We start from the raw sequence: 16,714 nt of genomic DNA, 5'->3' as shown, positions 1-16,714 counted from the left end.
TAACTTGAGGTATCAGGGCCCCCCGCCGGGGGCCCGACGCATTGACGGGAGCAATGCCGTGGAACCCCTGGAGCTTTTTACCCGGCGCGAAATCCTTACGGTCAGCGAACTGGTGGGGCGCCTCAAGCGCCTGACCGAGCAGACCTTTGATTTTGTGTGGGTGGAAGGCGAGATCAGCGGCCTGCGTACCCCGCCCAGCGGCCACATGTATTTCGCCCTCAAGGACCGTGACGCCACCCTTCGGGCGGTGCTGTTCAAGCACCAGGCCTCCTTGCTGCGCTTCGCCCTGGAAGAGGGTTTGCAGGTGCTCTGCCAGGGACGGGTGAGCGTGTACCAGGCCCGGGGCGAGGTGCAACTGGTGGTGGACGCGGTGGAGCCGCGGGGCGCCGGAGCCCTGGCCCTGGCCTTTGAGCAGCTGCGCAAGCGCCTGGAGGCCGAGGGGCTTTTCGATCCGGAGCGCAAGCAGGAGCTGCCCGAGCTGCCCGCCCGGGTGGCGGTGGTCACCAGCCCCACCGGGGCGGCCATCCGCGATTTCTTGAACGTGCTGCACCGCCGCGACCAGAAGGTGGCCGTGGCCATCTATCCCGTGCGGGTGCAGGGCGATTCCGCCGCGCCCCAGATGGTGGAGGCCCTGGCCGATCTGGCCGCCTGGGGCTGGCCCCAGGTGATCGTGCTCACCCGGGGCGGCGGCTCGCCCGAGGATTTGTGGGCCTTCAACGACGAGGCCCTGGCCCGGGCCATCGCCGCCTGCCCCATACCGGTGGTGTCGGCGGTGGGCCACGAGATCGACGTGAGCATCAGCGACCTGGTGGCGGACCTGCGCGCGCCCACCCCCTCGGCCGCGGCCGAGCTGCTGGTGGCCAACCGCGACGAGCTTACCCGCCGGCTGCGGGCCCTGTCCGGACGCCTGGCCCGGGGCGGCGCCCGCCTGGTGCGCGAGCGGCAGGGGCGGGTGCGCTCCCTGGCCCGCGCCCTGGGCGACCCCCGCCGCCGCTTGTCCGACAAGCGCCTCAGGGTGGACGACCTGCTTTCCCGCGCCGGCCACGCCCTGAGCGGGGGCCTGCACAGGCGGGCCCGTCAGGTGGGCCGCTTGCGGGAGCGGGCCCTGAGCGCCCGGCCGGAGCGCCGCCTGGCCCTGGCCGCCGGGCGCCAGCGCGAGCTGGCCCGGCGTTTGGCCTCGGCCGGGGCGCTGGGTATTAACCAACGGCGGGCCAGGGTGCGTACTTTGGAGGCCCGCTTGCGGGCCCTGGGCCCGCTGGCCGTGCTGGGCCGGGGCTTCGCCTTGGTCAGCGACAATGAGGGCCGCCTGCTGCGCCGGGCCCAGGACAGCGCGCGAGGAAAGAAAATTCGGGTGCGCCTGGCCCAGGGCGCGCTGCGGGCCAAAGTGGAGGAGATAGAAGATTGAGGCGGCTACGGCCCATATTGCTTTGCGTACTTTTGCTGCTGAGCGCCGCGCCCGTCTGGGCGGCCAGCCTGCAGGTGGAGCCCGCCAAACTGGCCCTGGGTCAACCGGCCCTGGTGCGCCTGTGCCTGGAGGGGACGCCCGCCCAGGTGCGGGCGGAGCTCAACGGCCGGGAAACCGCCCTGGCCAAGGGCACGGACGGCTGCTGGTACGGCGCGGTGGCCCCGGACCTGCAGGACAAGACCGGAGCGGCGGTGGTGCGGGCCAAGGTGGACGGCAAGCAGGTGGCCGCCGCCAAGATTAAGCTTTACCTGCGCGACCGGGGCGCCCGCCGGATCAAGGTGAACTCCAAGTACACGAGGCTCAGCCCCGAGACCCTGAAGCGTTACCGCCGCGAGCGCGAACAGATGCTGGCGGTGTTCGGCTCCTTCACCCCCCAGCCCCTGTGGCGCTCGGCCTTCATGATGCCTCTGGACAGCCAGGTGGTCAGCCTGTTCGGCCGCCGCAGCTTTGTCAACGGCAAGGAAAAGAGCCCCCACGGAGGCATAGACCTGCGCGGGGCCGACGGCACTCCGGTGCCCGCCGCGGCCGACGGCACGGTGGCCCTGGTCATCGACGCCTATTTCAGCGGCAACACCGTGCTCATCGACCATGGCCAGGGCCTGATAACCCGCTATCTGCACCTGTCCCAAGCCCTGGTCAAAACGGGGCAAAAGGTGAAAAAGGGCCAAGTTATAGGTAAAGTTGGGTCAACCGGCCGGGTCACCGGCCCGCATTTGGATTTCGGGGTCAAGCTGGCCGGAGCACGGGTGGACCCCCAGGACTGGGTGGCCCTGAGCCAGGTGTTGGCCCAGCGTTTGGGAGAGTGAGCATGGCCAAAGCCAAAAAAGAGCCCGGCTTCGAGGAGTCCTTGCAGCGCCTGGAAGAGATCGTGGAGCGCCTGGAGGACGACGAGTTGGAGCTGGAGCAGTCCCTGGCCCTTTTCGAGGAGGGGGTCAAGCTGGCCGCCGCCTGCGACCAGCGCCTGGACGAGGCCGAGAAAAAGGTGGCCCTGCTGCTCAAGAACAACGAGGGCGCCCTGGTGGAAACCCCCTTTGACGGCGACGACGAGGAGTAGGGGGTGGAGCTCAAGGCCTATCTGAGCCGCCGCCGGGAGATGGTGGACGCGGCTCTGGATCGCCTACTGCCCGCCCAGGAGGCGGGCGGGCGCGTTTTGGAGGCCATGCGCTACAGCCTATTCGCCGGGGGCAAGCGTCTACGGCCCATCCTGTGCCTGGCCGGGGCCGAGGCGGTGGGCGGCGACCCGGAGCGGGTCATGTTCTGCGCCTGCGCCATGGAGATGGTGCATACCTACTCCCTGATCCACGACGACCTGCCGGCCATGGACGACGACGAGTTTCGCCGGGGAGTGCCCACCAGCCACATGGTCTACGGCGAGGGCCTGGCCGTGCTGGCCGGGGACGGCCTGCTGACCCAGGCCATGGTGCTCTTAAGCGACCCCGCCCAGACCGATGGCCTGGACCCCTGCCGGGTGCTGGAAGCCTCCCAGGTGGTGATGAAGGCCGCCGGTTATGTGGGCATGGTGGGCGGTCAGGCGGTGGATTTGGCCAGCGAGAACCTCAAGCCGGACCTGGCCATCGTGCAATACATGCACGCCATGAAGACCGGGGCGCTCATCACCGCCAGCGTGCAATCCGGGGCCATCCTGGCCGGGGGCGACCCGGAGCAGGTGCGTCAACTGGTGCGTTACGGCCGACGCGTCGGCCTGGCCTTCCAGATCGCCGACGACCTGCTGGACCTGGAAGGAGATTTCAACGCCCTGGGCAAAAAGGTGGGCGCGGACCTGGCCCGGGGCAAGATGACCTATCCCGCCGTGGTGGGAGTGGCCCAGGCCCGCAAGATGGGGCAGGAGTTGGTGGACCAGGCCGCGGCCATTGCCGAGGGCCTGGGCCCGGCCGCCGCTCCGCTGGCCGAGTTGGCCCGCTACATCATGGCCCGCACCCACTAAGGAACGAGACTGTGTGCGCCGCTAACCAACCGCCGGTTTCCCTCTTGGACCAGATCGACTCGCCGGACGACCTGCAGGATCTGAACCTGCGTCAACTGGAGGATCTGGCCGAAGAGTTGCGCCAACGCATTATCGACTCGGTGGAAAAGGTGGGCGGCCACCTGGCCCCCAGCCTGGGGGTGGTGGAGCTGACCCTAGCCTTGCACTACGTGTTCGACACGCCCGTGGACAAGATCGTGTGGGACGTGGGCCACCAGACCTATGCCCACAAGCTGCTCACCGGGCGGCGCGATCGCTTTGACACCCTGCGCCAGTTGGGTGGCATCTCCGGCTTTCCCAAGCGCTCCGAGAGCCCCCACGACGCCTTTGACACCGGCCACTCAAGCACCAGCATCTCCGCCGCCCTGGGCCTGGCCGTGGGCGAGCGCCTAAAAAAGGGGCCCGGCAAGGTGGTGGCGGTCATCGGCGACGGCTCCTTTACCGCGGGCATGGCCTTCGAGGGCATGAACCAGGCCGGCGACCTGGACGAGGACCTAATCGTGGTCTTCAACGACAACGGCATGTCCATCGCCCCCAACGTAGGGGCCCTGAGCAAGTTCATGTCCAGGGCCCTGTCGGGCAAGGCCTATCAGACCTTCCGCAAATCCATGGAGCGGCGCCTCAAGGCCCTGGGCTCCATGGGCGAGGATCTTTTGAACATCGCCCGGCGCTCGGAGGAGTCCTTCAAGGCTTTCTACACTCCGGGCATGCTCTTCGAGGCCCTCAAGTTCAACTACGTGGGGCCCATCGACGGCCACAACCTGGAGCGGCTCATCGAGACGCTCAAATACGTCAAGCCCCTGCAAGGCCCCCAACTGGTGCACGTGATCACCACCAAGGGCAGGGGCTACGCCCCGGCCGAGGCCAACCCCTCCCACTATCACGGGGTGGGGGCCCGGCCGCCCCGCCGCGATCCCGCCGCTCCGCCGCCGCCCCAGAGCTACACCGAGGTGTTCGGCCAGACCATGCTGGAGTTGGCCCGCCGGCGGCCCGAGGTCATGGCCATCACCGCGGCAATGCCCGAGGGAACCGGGCTGGCGCCTTTTGCCGAGGAGTTTCCCGAGCGCTTCGTGGACGTGGGCATCGCCGAGCAGCACGCCGTGACCTTTGCCGCCGGCCTGGCGGTGCAGGGCTTCCATCCGGTGGTAGCCATTTACTCCACCTTCATGCAGCGGGCCTTTGACCAGATCGTGCACGACGTGTGCCTTACCAACCTGCCGGTGGTGCTGGCCTTGGACCGGGGGGGCATCGTGGGCGAGGACGGGGCCACCCACCAAGGGCTGCTGGATTTGAGCTTCCTGCGCTGCGTGCCCAACCTGTCGCTCATGAGCCCGGCCGACGAAAACGAGCTTCGGCACATGCTCTACACCGCCCTGGAGCACGACGGCCCGGTGGCCCTGCGCTATCCCAGGGGCAAGGGGGTGGGGGTGGCCCACGACGAGCCGCTGCGCATCCTGCCCTGGGGCAAGGGCGAGATGCGCCGTCCGGGCAAGGACGTGGCTCTCATTGGCATCGGCGTGGGGGTGGAGGCCTGTGCCCAGGCGGCGGAAAGCCTGGCCCAGGAGGGGGTGGAGGCGGCGGTGGTCAACGCCCGCTTTGTCAAGCCCCTGGACGAGGAGCTGATCTGCGAGGTGGCCCACACCTGCGGCCGGCTGGTCACCGTGGAGGAAAACGAGGCCAACGGAGGCTTCGGCTCGGCGGTGCTGGAGCTTTTGGCCAGGCGGGGGCTCACCGGGATCAAGGTCCGGGTGGTGGCCTTGAACGACACCTTCGTGGAGCACGGCAGCCAGGCCCAGTTGCGCCACCTTTACGGAGTGGACGCCCAGGCGGTGGCCGAGGCCGCCCGCCGACTTTTGGATTAGGCGGGTGGGCAAGGGGCGGCGTCTGGATCAGGAGTTGGTGGCTCGGGGCCTGGCCCCCAGCCGGGCCAAGGCCCAGGCCATGATCCTGGCCGGTTTGGTCAAGGTGGCGGGCCAACCGGCGGCCAAGGCGGGCCAACAAATTCCCCAACAAGCAGACATCACGGTGGAGGGGCCGGAGCACCCCTACGTCTCCCGGGGCGGGGTCAAGCTGGCCGGGGCGCTGGACCACTTCGGCCTGGAGGTGAGGGGGCTCACCTGCCTGGACGTGGGGGCCAGCACCGGGGGGTTCACCGACTGCCTGCTGCAACGCGGCGCGGCCGCGGTCACCTGCGTGGACGTGGGCTACGGCCAGTTGGCCTGGAAGCTTCGGCAAGATCCCCGGGTCACCCTGCACGAGCGCACCAACGCCCGCAACCTGCCGCCGGAAATGGCGCCGGGTCCATTCGGGCTTATCGTGGTGGACGTTTCCTTTATCAGCCTTACCTTAGTACTGCCCCCCCTGATCCCCCGCCTGGGGCCGGGGGGCTGGTTGCTGCCCATGGTCAAGCCCCAGTTCGAGGCGGGGCGCGAGGCGGTGGGCGCGGGAGGCGTGGTGAGCGATCCTGTTCAGCGCCAGGCGGCGGTGGACAAGGTGGCCGAATGCCTGGGCGGCCTGGGCCTGACGGTGCTGGGCAGCGCGGCCAGTCCCATCCTGGGCCCCAAGGGCAATCAGGAGTTTTTTCTGCTGGCCCGCCAGGCGCCGGAAGGGTCGGCCGGGGCATAAAGGTTTACGCCGCTGCCCCGGCGCATTAGAATTAAACCTCGCGCCCTGGACAAGGGCACTTAAATCAAAACGGCTGGAGCGGTCATGGCCAAGCTGACGAAGAAACAGTGCAAGGACCTGAGCGAGAAGCTCACCATAGCCAAGAAAAGCGTGTGGGACCAGGCCAAGCCGGCCCAACGCAAGCAGATCATGGAGCTGGGCGAGAGCTACAAGGAGTTTTTGGACCAGGCCAAGACCGAACGCATGGCCGTGGACACCATCGTGAGCCGGGCCAAGGCCAAGAGCTTCAAGCCCTTCAAGCCGGGGACCAAGGCCAAACGCCTGTACTTTGACTACAAGGGCAAGGTGGTGGCCCTGGCGGTGTTGGGCAAGCACTCTCCGGCCAAGGGCATGCGCCTGCTGGGGGCCCACATCGACGCGCCCCGCCTGGACCTGAAGATGCAGCCGCTCTACGAGGACCAGGAACTGGTGTTTTTAAAGACCCACTATTACGGCGGCATCAAAAAGTATCATTGGATGTCCCGGCCCCTGGCCATCCACGGGGTGGTGTGCACCAGGGACGGCAAAAAGGTCGAGGTGCACCTAGGCGACGAACCGAACGATCCGGTGTTCACCGTGCTGGACCTCCTGCCCCACCTGAGCCGCCGGGGCCAGGAGCAGAAAAAGCTGGGGGATGCCATAGAGGCCGAGCGCATGAACCTGCTTATCGGCTCTTTGCCTCTGGACGCCGAGGGCGGCAAGGAAAAGGCCAAGCTGGGGGTACTAAAGCTGCTCAACGACAGCTACGGCATCACCGAGGCCGATCTGATCAGCGCCGAGCTGGAGCTGGTGCCGGCGGGCAAGGCCCGCGACGTGGGCCTGGACCGGGCCCTGGTGGGGGCCTATGGCCAGGACGACCGCTCCAGCGCCTTTGCCGCCCTGGAGGCCATCCTGGTCCTCAAGAACCCGGCGCTGACCTCGGTGGCGGTGTTCCTGGACAAGGAGGAGATCGGCTCCGAAGGGGCAACCGGGGCCCAGAGCCGCTTTTTGGAGCACCTGGCCGCCTCCCTGCTGGAGGCCGCCGGCGAGAGTGCCTCCTACCGCCAGGTGATGGGCTCCCTGGCCGCCAGCCAGATGCTCAGCGCCGACGTCAACGCGGCCTACGACCCCGACTACCCCGAGGTGCACGAGAAGCGCAACGCCGCGTTTATCGGCTACGGGGTGTGCCTGACCAAGTACACCGGCCACGGTGGCAAGTACGGGGCCAGCGATGCCGACGCCGAATACGTGGCCTGGCTGCGCAAGGTTTGGGACGAGGCCGGGGTGACCTGGCAGGCGGCGGGCATGGGCAAGGTTGACGAGGGCGGCGGCGGCACCATCGCCAAGCACATGGCCGTCTACGGCATGGACATCATCGACGTGGGCCCGGCCATGCTGGCCATGCACTCGCCCTTCGAGATCAGCGCCAAGGCCGACATCTACAGCTCGCTCAAGGCCTACCAGGCCTTTTACGAGGCCCCGGTGCTCAAGGGCCGCACGGGCTGCATGCCGTGAGCGGCCCCATAGGCATATTCACCCACCACTGCCCGGTGTGCGGGCAGCCGGTGGAAGAGGAGGGGCCTTGCCCCATGTGCCGCCAGGGGCAGGGCAAGGCCGGAGAGCAGGGCGGCGGGGGGCAGTGGACCGACTGCGCCCCGGCCATGCCCGATTGCGACTGCCCCATCATCGGCTATGCCAAATTCCATTTGCCGGGCTGCAAATACTTCTAGGTAACCCGCATGAACGCACTGCCCGATCCCGGCACCCTGGGTGCCTGGGGACTCTTGTTCACTTCGTTCGTCATCGGCCTGTCCGGCGCGGTGATGCCCGGCCCGGTGCTGGCCTCCACGGTGAGCCACGCGGCGCGCCAGGGGATGAAGGCCGGGCCCCTGGTGGTGTTGGGCCACGCCATCCTGGAGGCCGCCCTGCTCATCGCCCTGGTGCTGGGCCTGGGGCCCCTGCTCACCCGCTCCGGGGTGGCCGGGGCAATCGGCGGGATCGGGGCGTTGATCCTGCTGTGGCTGGCCTGGGGCATGTTCCGTTCCCTGCCCAGCCTCACGCTGAGCGTGGAGCCGGGAGACATGCGGGCCGCCGGGCCGGTGCGCGACGGCTTTCTCCTGAGCCTGGCCAACCCCTACTGGTCGCTGTGGTGGGCCACGGTGGGGCTGTCGCTGACCACCATGGCCCTGGAGACCCCCTTGGGGCGCTGGGGCCTGGGGGTGTTCTATTTGGGGCACATCAGCTCGGACCTGGCCTGGTTCTGGTTCGTGGCCTTGTTGGTGGCCAAGGGGCGGCGCTTCATCAACGACCACGCCTACCGCTGGCTGGTGGGTTGCTGCGCCGGGTTCCTGGTGCTCTTCGCGCTCTACTTCGCCTGGTTCGCCTGGGAGCGCCTCAGCAGCCTGTAACTAGACGCGGCCGCCTCCGGCGGCGGCTCATCCTAGACCGGCCGGGGGCGACCTCCTGGGCATGGATCTGATTGCAGTGGGGGGCTACCTGTGATTGTTAGCCGGTAGTATGGGACAGACGCCCATCGGGCGCTAGAGTGCGGGCATGACTAAGCGGCCGCCCCAAGGAGCGGCCGCCTGTGTCATGCGTGTGGGCCTTAGCGCGTCGTGCGCGCGCGTGCCCGGGCCATCTGGCGGCGCAAGCGGCGGCGCGCCTGACGCTCTTTGCGACGGCGCATGTCCGAGGGCTTTTCATGCCAGCGTTTTTCCTTCAACTGGCGGAAAACGCCCTCCTTGGTAAGCTTGCGCTTGAGAACCTTGATGGCCTTCTCTACATTGTTGTCCACTACATGGACTTGCACGGTAATCACCACCCTCTATAACATAAGTTTAGTTCCAGCGGCCCTCCGCCTCCTGTCGGCGGAAGCAGTTGGTAAATATAGCTAAACACCTACTGGCTGTAAAGCGATTAATTGCGGGGTATCATTTTTTTATGGAACGCTCAAACACAGGCTTCACTCTGGCCCTGGGCGGCGGCGGGGCTAGGGGCTTTGCCCACGTGGGGGTGTTCCATGTGCTTTTGGAGCGCGGCGTGCCCATCAAGGGGGTGGCCGGCACCAGCTCCGGCGCGGTAGCCGGGGCGGGTTTGGCCTTGGGCTTCACCTATGAGGAGATGCGCCAGCGGGTCATGGAGTTCGCGGCCAGCCCCCTGGCCCGGCATCCTCGCCTCAAGGCCTTGCACGGGGAGGGCGATCAGGCCTGTCTGGGCCTGACCGACAAGCTGGCCCGCCTTTATTGCCAGGGCCTTTTGATGAAGTCGTTTTTTCTGGACGATTCCCTGCTGGGCGGCGAGTTTTTCCGCCAGATGGTGGAGTTTTTCGTGCCCCTGGTGCGCCTGGAAGACACCTACATTCCCTTCGCCGCAGTGGCCACGGACATCAAGACCGGCGAGGCGGTGGTATTGCGAACCGGTGACATGCGTCGAGCCCTGCGGGCCAGTTGCGCCGTGCCGGGGGTGGCCGCTCCGGTGCGCATAGACGGTCGTCACCTGGTGGACGGCGGGGCCTCCTGCCTGGTGCCCACCCCGGTGGCCCGCGCCATGGCCCCCGGCCCGGTTCTGGCGGTCAACGTGGAGCGGGAGGTCGCCATAGGTGATCTGCCGGGGCAGTCGTTGGAATATTACCTCAGGGCCACCGAGATTCAGGGATATCACCTGGCCGAGTTGCTCTGCGCTCAGGCCGAGTTGGTGTTGCGCCCGGCCCTGGAGGACGTGCACTGGTCGGAATTCGGCCGGGCCGCCTGGATCATGGAGCAGGGGGTCAAGGCCGCCGAGCTGGCCTGGGAGCGGATCGAGGCCTGTTTGCGGCCCCAGGTGCCTTGGTGGCGCCGGGCCCTGGGCCACGGCGCGAGGAGGGCGTCTTGAGTCTGTTCGAAGAGGCCGGCCCGGCCCAGGGCCAAAGCGCGGCCGCGCCCCTGGCCGAGCGCATGCGGCCCCGCAACCTGGAGGAGTACTCGGGCCAGGAGCACCTGCTGGGCCCGGACAAACCCCTTACCAAGCTCATGGGGCCTGGGCGCTCCGCCTCGCTGATCTTCTGGGGCCCGCCGGGCACGGGCAAGACCACCCTGGCCCGTATCCTGGCCCGCTCCTGGGATTACCGCTTCGTGGAGTTCTCGGCGGTGCTCTCGGGAGTGGCCGAGGTGCGCCGGGTGGTGGAAGAGTCCCGCCAAATGCTAAAAAGCGGCCAACGCACCGTGCTGTTCGTGGACGAGATCCACCGCTTCAACAAGGCCCAGCAGGACGCCTTTTTGCCCCACGTGGAATCCGGGGTGATCACCCTGTTGGGGGCCACCACCGAAAACCCCAGTTTCGAGATCATCCCGGCGCTGCTTTCCCGGCTAAGGGTCATGGTGCTGCACTCCCTGGGGCCGGATGAATTGATGCCCATTCTAGAGCGGGCCCTGCACGACCCGGAACGGGGCCTGGGCGGCCTGGGGGTGGAGCTTACCCCCGAGGCGGCGGAGCATCTGGTAAACGCCGCCTTTGGCGACGCCCGGCGTTTGCTGGTGGCCCTGGAGGTGGCCGCGGCGGCGGCTCCCCTGGGCAAGGGCGGGGGCAAGCTCATCGATCTGACCCAGGCCGAAGAGGCGGTGGGCCAAAAGGCCCTGCGCTACGACAAGGCCGGGGAGGAGCACTTCAACCTCATCAGCGCCCTGCACAAGTCCCTGCGGGGCTCGGACCCGGACGCGGCCCTGTATTGGCTGGCCAGGATGCTCTCCGCCGGGGAGAGCCCCCACTACATCCTGCGCCGCCTGAGTAACTTCGCCTGCGAGGACGTGGGTCTGGCCGATCCCTACGCCCTGAACCAGGTCATGGCCGCCCTCAGGGCCTACGACCTCATGGGATCGCCCGAGGGAGAGTTGCCCATCGCCCAGGCGGTGGTGTATCTGGCCCTGGCGCCCAAGACCAACGCGGTTTACACGGCCTTTGAAGCGGCCAAAAAGGACGCCCGGGAGCTGGGCCCCCTGGAAGTGCCCCTGCATATCCGCAACCCCTCCACCAAGCTGATGAAAAATCTGGGCTACGGCAAGGACTACCAGTATCCCCACGACTTCCGGGACGCAGTGGTGGCCCAGGAATTTTTGCCCGAACGTCTGCGGGGCCGGCGCTATTACCGGCCCAGCCAGAGGGGCCGGGAAAAATTTTTAGCCGAACGTTTGGAGCGGCTCAGACAGGCCAAAGCCCGCCTGGCCAATGATGGGAAGAAGGATCAGTCTACTTGACCAGCCTGAGCTTGGGGTGCTCATCCACTTGAGGACAGTTTTTCCTGGCGTGCTTGCTGGCCAGGGTACATTTGAAACGCACCGCGTTGATCAGGAAAAAAGTGATAACCGAACGCTCCCATTCTTGAGAATTATCACAGTTTTCCATGCGGTGCTGCATTTCGGGCAGAAGTTCGTTGAGTTCCTCGGCGTCCAGATCCAGGATCTGATCCGCCAGATGATCAAGCATCTCCCGCACACTTACCTCCATGGTAAGATTGGCTACATCCAAACCGTCAAAACATAATGAATTTCTCTTCACTAAATAACTCTTTTGGAATTTTTTGTCAAATTTATTGGCGTTGTCCTTGGCCTTGAGACGACCCGCCCGGCAACGTATAATCAAACCGACCAGTAATCAGCTACAAACGGCTCAGGGCCCGCCACCGGTGGTGGCCGGGAACCAGCCCGAAAGGAAAAGCGGTTATGGCCAAACGCGGGGTAAAGCTCGATTATGCCTATTGCCTCGGTAAAGTAATTGGGGCCCAAGGGATCGCCGACAAGGAATTGGTCGATCTCTCGGCCAAGGTGGCTCAGGTGCACCAGCGGCTCGGCGAGCAGCGCCAAGCCGGCGACCTCGGTTTCATGGACCTGCCGGACCAGCCCGCGCAGTTGCTGGAGACCATCCTGGAGGAGGCGGCCCGCCTTAGCTCCATCGCCGACGATCTGGTGGTGCTGGGCATCGGAGGCAGCGCCCTGGGCGCCACCGCCGTGGACATGGCCCTCAAGGGAGCCCTGCGCTACGCTCAACCCGCCGGCCCGGGCGGCATGCGCCTGTTCGTGGCCGACAACAGCGACCCCCGCTTTTTCGGGTCCCTGCTGGACCGGGTTGACCTGGAGCGCACCGCCTTTGCGGTGATAAGCAAGAGCGGCTCCACCGCCGAGACCATGAGCCAGTTCCTGGTGGTCAAGGAGCTTCTGGAGCGCCGCCTGGGCAAGGAGGAAACCCTGCGCCGCCTGGTGTTCATCACCGACCCGGCCAAGGGCAACCTGCGACTCATCGCCAAGGAGGAGCCGGTGCCCATCCTGAGCGTGCCCCCCAACGTGGGCGGCCGCTATTCGGTGCTCAGCCCGGTGGGCCTTTTGCCCCTGGCCTGCGCCGGCCACGACATCCAGGCCCTGCTCGCCGGGGCCGGAGCCATGGCCGAGGCCTGCGCCAGCCCGGAGTTGGAGAAGAACCCGGCCTACATGCTGGCCGCCCTCAACTACGGGTTTTACCAGCGGGGGCGCAACGTGCTGGTGATGATGCCCTATGCCACCGACCTGTTCGGTCTGGCCCAGTGGTTTGCCCAGCTTTGGGCCGAGTCGCTGGGCAAGGCCCAGTCCCTGGACGGCTCCACGGTCAACCTGGGCCAGACCCCGGTGGCCGCCGTGGGGGCCACGGATCAGCACAGCCAACTCCAGCTCTACATGGAGGGGCCCCAGGACAAGCTGATCATGTTCCTCACCCTGGGCAACTACGGCCGCGATCTGTCCATACCCGACCTTTATCCCCGCATCGACGCCTTGTCCTATCTGGGCGGCCGCTCCCTGGCCGAGTTGGTGCAGGCGGAGGCGCGGGCCACCGCCGCGGCCCTGGCCAGCCAGGGCAGGCCCAGCTACAGCCTGCGCCTTCCCGCCATCGGCCCCGAGGTGTTGGGCGAGGTCATTTATTTGCTGGAGCTGGCCACGGTGATGACCGGCGGGCTGTTGAACATCAATCCCTTGGATCAGCCGGGGGTGGAGCTCAGCAAGAAGCTGTCATACGGCTTGATGGGGCGCAAGGGGTTCGAGGCCGAGGCCAAGCAGATGCGCTCCCTGGATGCCGGCGACCAATACCTGATTTAGGAGAACGGCTTGAGCTCTGACGCCGCCGCCACGCTGCCCCCACCGGGGGAGTTCAGCCAAAGCGAGGCTGCCAAGCCTTTCAAGCTGGTCAAGTATTTCTCGGTGACCAGCTTGATCATCATTCTGTTGTTCAGCCTGCTCATCTCCACGGCAGTCAGCCGCCGGGCCTCGGAGCTGTTTCTGAGCAAGCGGGAGCAGTACGCCCTGCTGTTGGCCGAAAACCTCAACCATCAGGTGATGACCCGTTTCGTGGTGCCCTCGCTCACCGAGCACGGGGGCATCAACGTGGGCCAGCCCGAGCAGTTCGCCCTGTTGGACGCGGTGGTCAAGAACACCATCCACTCCCTGCACGTTCTCAAGGTCAACATCCTGGACCTGGAGGGCAACATCATCTACAGCACCCAGGCCGACTACATCGGCCGGGTGAGCGACGAGAGCAAGGCCTTTCAGGGGGCGCTGTCCGGCAAGCCCACCAGCGTGATCGAACCGCCGCCCGATTTTTTCCAGGCGGGCGGGGAGCAGCGGGTGCTCAAGACCTTCATCCCCCTGCGCGACGAGCGCCGGCGCACCGCCGAGCTGGGCCCGCCCCGGGCGGTTTTCGAGATCACCCTGGACTTGTCCCAGGAGTTCCGGGAGGTGTGGATCAACCAGCTGTTGATCCTGGCCACCATGCTGGTGATGATGGCCGTGCTGTTCGTGATCCTGCGCTCCATCGTCATCCGCGGGCAACGCATCATGGCCCGGCGGGCGGCGCTGCAGGCCCGCCTGGAGGAGCAGCTCAACCAGGCCGAGCGCCTGGCCTCCCTGGGACGCATGGTGGCCGGCGTGGCCCATGAGATCAGAAACCCCCTGGGCATCGTGCGCTCCACCGCGGAGCTGTTGGGCAGCCGGGTGGACGAGGTGAGCAAACCCCTGGCCGGGGTCATCGTGGAGGAGAGCAGCCGCCTCAACCAGATTGTCACCGAGTTTTTGGATTTCGCCCGGCCCCAAAAACCCCACCTGGAGGCCCTGAAGATCGAGGAGGTCTTGGAGCGCAACCTCAGGTTCCTGGCGCCGGAGGCCCATCGCCTGGGAGTGCGCGTCGAGACCCGTTTTCCCCGGGTGCCCGCCCTGGTGCTGGGCGACAAGGACCTCTTGTACCGCGCCTTCCTCAACATCTTCAACAACGCCTTACAAGCCATGGAGGGCGGCGGGTTGATGCGGGTGTCCACCGAAAAGGTGGAGCGGGGCGAGAGGGACTACGTGCAGATCAGCGTGAGCGACACCGGCCCCGGTTTCGATCTGGGGGCCAAGGGCAGCCTGCTGGACCCCTTTTTCACCACCAAGGAAAAAGGGACCGGGCTGGGCCTTTCCATCGTGAGCAATATCGTGGCCAGCCACCGAGGCTTGGTGGAGCTGGACAACACCGCGGAGGGCGGGGCCAAGGTGGTGGTGCTCCTGCCCCAGGCCACCGCCCACTAGGCGGTAACCAAAGGCTAACGGCGTGGAACGCATCCTCATAGTAGACGACGAAAAAAACTACCTGGTGGTTTTGCAGGCGCTTCTGGCCGACAGCGGTTACGAGGTGGTCACAGCCCAGGGCGGCAACCAGGCATTGGCTTTGGCCGCCGAGGAGGAGCCCGACCTGGTCATCACCGACATGCGCATGCCCCAGATGACCGGGGTGGAGCTCATCCAACGCCTGCGGGCCAATTTCAACGAAATCCCCATCATCGTGATGACCGCCTACGGCACTGTGGAAAACGCGGTGGAGGCCATGAAGTCCGGGGCCAGCGACTATATCTCCAAGCCCTTTGAGAACACCGAGCTCTTGCTCACGGTGGAAAAGGCGCTGAAGATGCGCCGCCTGCTGACCCAGAACCGGCTGCTCAAGGAGGAGCTCCAGGGCTACGGCGAGATCATCGGTGACAGCAAGGTGATGCGCCAGGTCTACGCGCTCATCGACAAGGTGGCCGCCACCCGGGCCACGGTGCTGTTGACCGGCGAGAGCGGCACCGGCAAGGAGCTGATCGCCCGGGCCATCCACACCCGCTCGCCCCGGGCCGAGGAGCCTTTCGTGGCGGTCAACTGCATGGCCCTCACCGAGACTCTGCTGGAGAGCGAGCTGTTCGGCCACGAGAAGGGGGCCTTTACCGGAGCCGCCGGCCGCCGCAAGGGCCGCTTCGAGATGGCCCACGGGGGCACCCTGTTTTTGGACGAGGTGGGGGAAATGAGCCCCTCCTTGCAGGTCAAGCTGCTCAGGGTGTTGCAGGAACGCACCTTCGAGCGGGTGGGGGGTAACCAGCCCATCAGCGTGGACGTGCGCATAGTGGCCGCCACCAACCGCGACCTGGCCCAGGCGGTTGAGGAGGGCCACTTCCGCGAGGATCTTTTTTACCGTCTCAACGTGGTGCGCATTGAGGTGCCCCCCCTGTCGCAGCGGCGGGAGGACCTGCCCGTTTTGGTGGCCCATTTCGTGAAGAAATACGCTGCCGAGGTGGGGCGTTCCGCTCCCCAGGTGGACAGGCAGGCCATGGAGCTGATCTACAGGCACGCCTGGCCGGGCAACGTACGCGAGTTGGAAAACGCCATCGAGCGGGCGGTGATCCTGGCCGGCGACAGCATAACTCCGGCCGACCTGCCCCTGGAAATCAGGCCCGAGGAACGGTCCGCGGCCTCCACCGAGTTGCCGCAGAACATGAGCATCAACGACGCGGTGGAGGATCTGGAGCGGCGCATGATCGTGCGGGCGCTGAAAGAAGCCGGGGGGGTGGCGGCCCACGCGGCCGAGGCCCTGGGGCTCACCAAATCCAATCTGGCCTACAAGCTCAAGAAGTACGAGATAGGCTAAACCCAGGCCACCACCACCATTACCTCACCCCGATCGGGCCGGAAACGCCCACCCCCAAAACCGGGGTGCACCTCCACCCGCCGCCATCCTGTAAACAGCTTTTTCAGATCGCCTAGCCGGATCACCCGGATCAGGGTGCTCAGGCCGTCTTGCTCTTCCAGGCGCAGTTCCTCCAAGGCCGCTCCGGCATGGCGGCACAACATGCCCGGCTGGTATTGCCGCCAGGCGCCGGGGACCGGCTCGGCCGGATAGGTGGCCGGATGGGGCAGCTCGGCCACCAGGGCCCCGCCCGGGGCCAGCACCCGCCGCGTCTCCTCTAGTAGGGCTTCCAGCTCGCCCGGCCCGGCGAAATGAATCAGGGTGGCGTGCAGGCTGATGATCAGGTTCAGGGAGGCGTCGAGCAGGGGCAGGCCCCGGCGGGCGTCGGCCTGGATGAGGGGGGCGACGGTTTTGCGCTGGGCCCGCTCCAGCATGGACGGGGAGCAGTCCAGGCCCACGGGGCGGAAACCGGCCCTGGCCAGGGGGCCCAGCATGCGCCCGGTGCCGCAGCCCAGGTCCAACACCGGGCAGGGGGCGAAGAGGCGGGCCAGCCACAGGGCCTGGCGGGGGCCCAGGCCCTTGGGATAGGCGTAACTCTGATCGTAGACCCCGGCCACCCGCTCGTAGAACGCTCGGCTGTCCAGGGGCGGCATGGCCGG

The 16,714-nt window shown here is 66.7% G+C and carries 17 protein-coding genes; 14 read left to right on the top strand and 3 right to left on the bottom strand.

The genetic code is table 11. The features are described from left to right. Positions 1-58 precede the first annotated feature (58 nt). From xseA to AACH32_RS12050, 9 genes are all read left to right on the top strand, one after another. Positions 59-1,405: an exodeoxyribonuclease VII large subunit gene (gene xseA / locus AACH32_RS12090; RefSeq protein WP_338599724.1), complete on the top strand. Its 1,347-nt coding sequence runs from the start codon at positions 59-61 to the stop codon at positions 1,403-1,405. Beyond that, on the top strand, positions 1,402-2,271 hold the full coding sequence (locus AACH32_RS12085; RefSeq protein WP_338599721.1) for a M23 family metallopeptidase: 870 nt from the start codon (positions 1,402-1,404) through the stop codon (positions 2,269-2,271). The genes xseA and AACH32_RS12085 overlap by 4 nt, the downstream gene beginning before the upstream one ends. 2 nt (positions 2,272-2,273) lie before the next feature. Continuing rightward, positions 2,274-2,519 carry an exodeoxyribonuclease VII small subunit gene (locus AACH32_RS12080; RefSeq protein ID WP_338599719.1) on the top strand — a complete coding sequence of 82 codons (246 nt, stop codon included), beginning with the start codon at positions 2,274-2,276 and terminating at the stop codon, positions 2,517-2,519. Between the two features lie 3 nt (positions 2,520-2,522). Further along, positions 2,523-3,410, top strand: coding sequence for a polyprenyl synthetase family protein (locus AACH32_RS12075; protein ID WP_338599717.1), 888 nt, complete (start codon positions 2,523-2,525; stop codon positions 3,408-3,410). A gap of 11 nt (positions 3,411-3,421) precedes the next feature. After that, positions 3,422-5,311 carry a 1-deoxy-D-xylulose-5-phosphate synthase gene (gene dxs, locus AACH32_RS12070; protein ID WP_338599714.1) on the top strand — a complete coding sequence of 630 codons (1,890 nt, stop codon included), beginning with the start codon at positions 3,422-3,424 and terminating at the stop codon, positions 5,309-5,311. Between the two features lie 4 nt (positions 5,312-5,315). Next, positions 5,316-6,074 (top strand): TlyA family RNA methyltransferase, encoded by a 759-nt coding sequence (locus tag AACH32_RS12065; protein WP_338599711.1) that lies wholly within the window; start codon positions 5,316-5,318, stop codon positions 6,072-6,074. An 84-nt stretch (positions 6,075-6,158) separates the two neighbouring features. After that, a complete protein-coding gene (locus tag AACH32_RS12060) occupies positions 6,159-7,607 on the top strand; it encodes an aminopeptidase (protein WP_338599708.1) in 1,449 nt (482 codons plus the stop codon). Then, the gene (locus tag AACH32_RS12055; protein ID WP_338599705.1) at positions 7,604-7,822 is read left to right on the top strand and encodes a hypothetical protein; all 219 of its coding nucleotides are present in this window, start codon (positions 7,604-7,606) and stop codon (positions 7,820-7,822) included. The genes AACH32_RS12060 and AACH32_RS12055 overlap by 4 nt, the downstream gene beginning before the upstream one ends. Before the next feature lie 9 nt (positions 7,823-7,831). Beyond that, positions 7,832-8,500, top strand: coding sequence for a LysE family transporter (locus AACH32_RS12050; protein WP_338599702.1), 669 nt, complete (start codon positions 7,832-7,834; stop codon positions 8,498-8,500). A gap of 197 nt (positions 8,501-8,697) precedes the next feature. Here the strand turns inward: AACH32_RS12050 and rpsU are convergent, their stop codons facing one another. Next, positions 8,698-8,901 carry a 30S ribosomal protein S21 gene (gene rpsU / locus AACH32_RS12045; RefSeq protein WP_350341579.1) on the bottom strand — a complete coding sequence of 68 codons (204 nt, stop codon included), beginning with the start codon at positions 8,899-8,901 and terminating at the stop codon, positions 8,698-8,700. A gap of 131 nt (positions 8,902-9,032) precedes the next feature. On the opposite strand from rpsU, the gene AACH32_RS12040 reads away from it, so the two are divergent. Beyond that, positions 9,033-9,962 (top strand): patatin-like phospholipase family protein, encoded by a 930-nt coding sequence (locus AACH32_RS12040; RefSeq protein ID WP_338599696.1) that lies wholly within the window; start codon positions 9,033-9,035, stop codon positions 9,960-9,962. Next, a complete protein-coding gene (locus AACH32_RS12035; protein ID WP_338599693.1) occupies positions 9,959-11,320 on the top strand; it encodes a replication-associated recombination protein A in 1,362 nt (453 codons plus the stop codon). The genes AACH32_RS12040 and AACH32_RS12035 overlap by 4 nt, the downstream gene beginning before the upstream one ends. Here AACH32_RS12035 and AACH32_RS12030 read toward each other — a convergent pair. Beyond that, positions 11,313-11,558: a hypothetical protein gene (locus AACH32_RS12030; RefSeq protein ID WP_338599691.1), complete on the bottom strand. Its 246-nt coding sequence runs from the start codon at positions 11,556-11,558 to the stop codon at positions 11,313-11,315. The two genes, AACH32_RS12035 and AACH32_RS12030, sit on opposite strands and share 8 nt — an antisense overlap. 227 nt (positions 11,559-11,785) lie before the next feature. Between AACH32_RS12030 and AACH32_RS12025 the strand changes: the two genes are divergently transcribed. From AACH32_RS12025 to AACH32_RS12015, 3 genes are read left to right on the top strand one after another with little or no spacing between them, the layout of a single operon-like run. After that, entirely contained in the window at positions 11,786-13,186 is a 1,401-nt protein-coding gene (locus tag AACH32_RS12025; protein WP_338599689.1) for a glucose-6-phosphate isomerase, read from the top strand. A 9-nt stretch (positions 13,187-13,195) separates the two neighbouring features. After that, positions 13,196-14,647, top strand: a complete 1,452-nt coding sequence (locus AACH32_RS12020) for a two-component system sensor histidine kinase NtrB (protein WP_338599687.1) — start codon at positions 13,196-13,198, stop codon at positions 14,645-14,647. A gap of 22 nt (positions 14,648-14,669) precedes the next feature. After that, positions 14,670-16,016: a sigma-54-dependent transcriptional regulator gene (locus AACH32_RS12015; RefSeq protein WP_338599684.1), complete on the top strand. Its 1,347-nt coding sequence runs from the start codon at positions 14,670-14,672 to the stop codon at positions 16,014-16,016. Here AACH32_RS12015 and AACH32_RS12010 read toward each other — a convergent pair. Continuing rightward, positions 16,013-16,708, bottom strand: coding sequence for a class I SAM-dependent methyltransferase (locus AACH32_RS12010; protein WP_338599683.1), 696 nt, complete (start codon positions 16,706-16,708; stop codon positions 16,013-16,015). The genes AACH32_RS12015 and AACH32_RS12010 overlap by 4 nt on opposite strands. Positions 16,709-16,714: the final 6 nt, after the last annotated feature.

This window comes from Desulfoferula mesophila, from assembly GCF_037076455.1.
Taxonomy (GTDB): domain Bacteria; phylum Desulfobacterota; class Desulfarculia; order Desulfarculales; family Desulfarculaceae; genus Desulfoferula; species Desulfoferula mesophila.
This window is presented reverse-complemented; position numbering and strand designations above follow the sequence as displayed.

Excerpts from the sequence above, each read along its gene's own strand:
- AACH32_RS12010 (WP_338599683.1), bottom strand. The coding sequence starts at position 16,708 with ATGCCGCCCCTGGACAGCCGAGCGTTCTACGAGCGGGTGGCCGGGGTC.
- AACH32_RS12040 (WP_338599696.1), top strand. The coding sequence starts at position 9,033 with ATGGAACGCTCAAACACAGGCTTCACTCTGGCCCTGGGCGGCGGCGGG.
- AACH32_RS12060 (WP_338599708.1), top strand. The coding sequence starts at position 6,159 with ATGGCCAAGCTGACGAAGAAACAGTGCAAGGACCTGAGCGAGAAGCTC.
- AACH32_RS12025 (WP_338599689.1), top strand. The coding sequence starts at position 11,786 with ATGGCCAAACGCGGGGTAAAGCTCGATTATGCCTATTGCCTCGGTAAA.
- AACH32_RS12080 (WP_338599719.1), top strand. The coding sequence starts at position 2,274 with ATGGCCAAAGCCAAAAAAGAGCCCGGCTTCGAGGAGTCCTTGCAGCGC.
- AACH32_RS12050 (WP_338599702.1), top strand. The coding sequence starts at position 7,832 with ATGAACGCACTGCCCGATCCCGGCACCCTGGGTGCCTGGGGACTCTTG.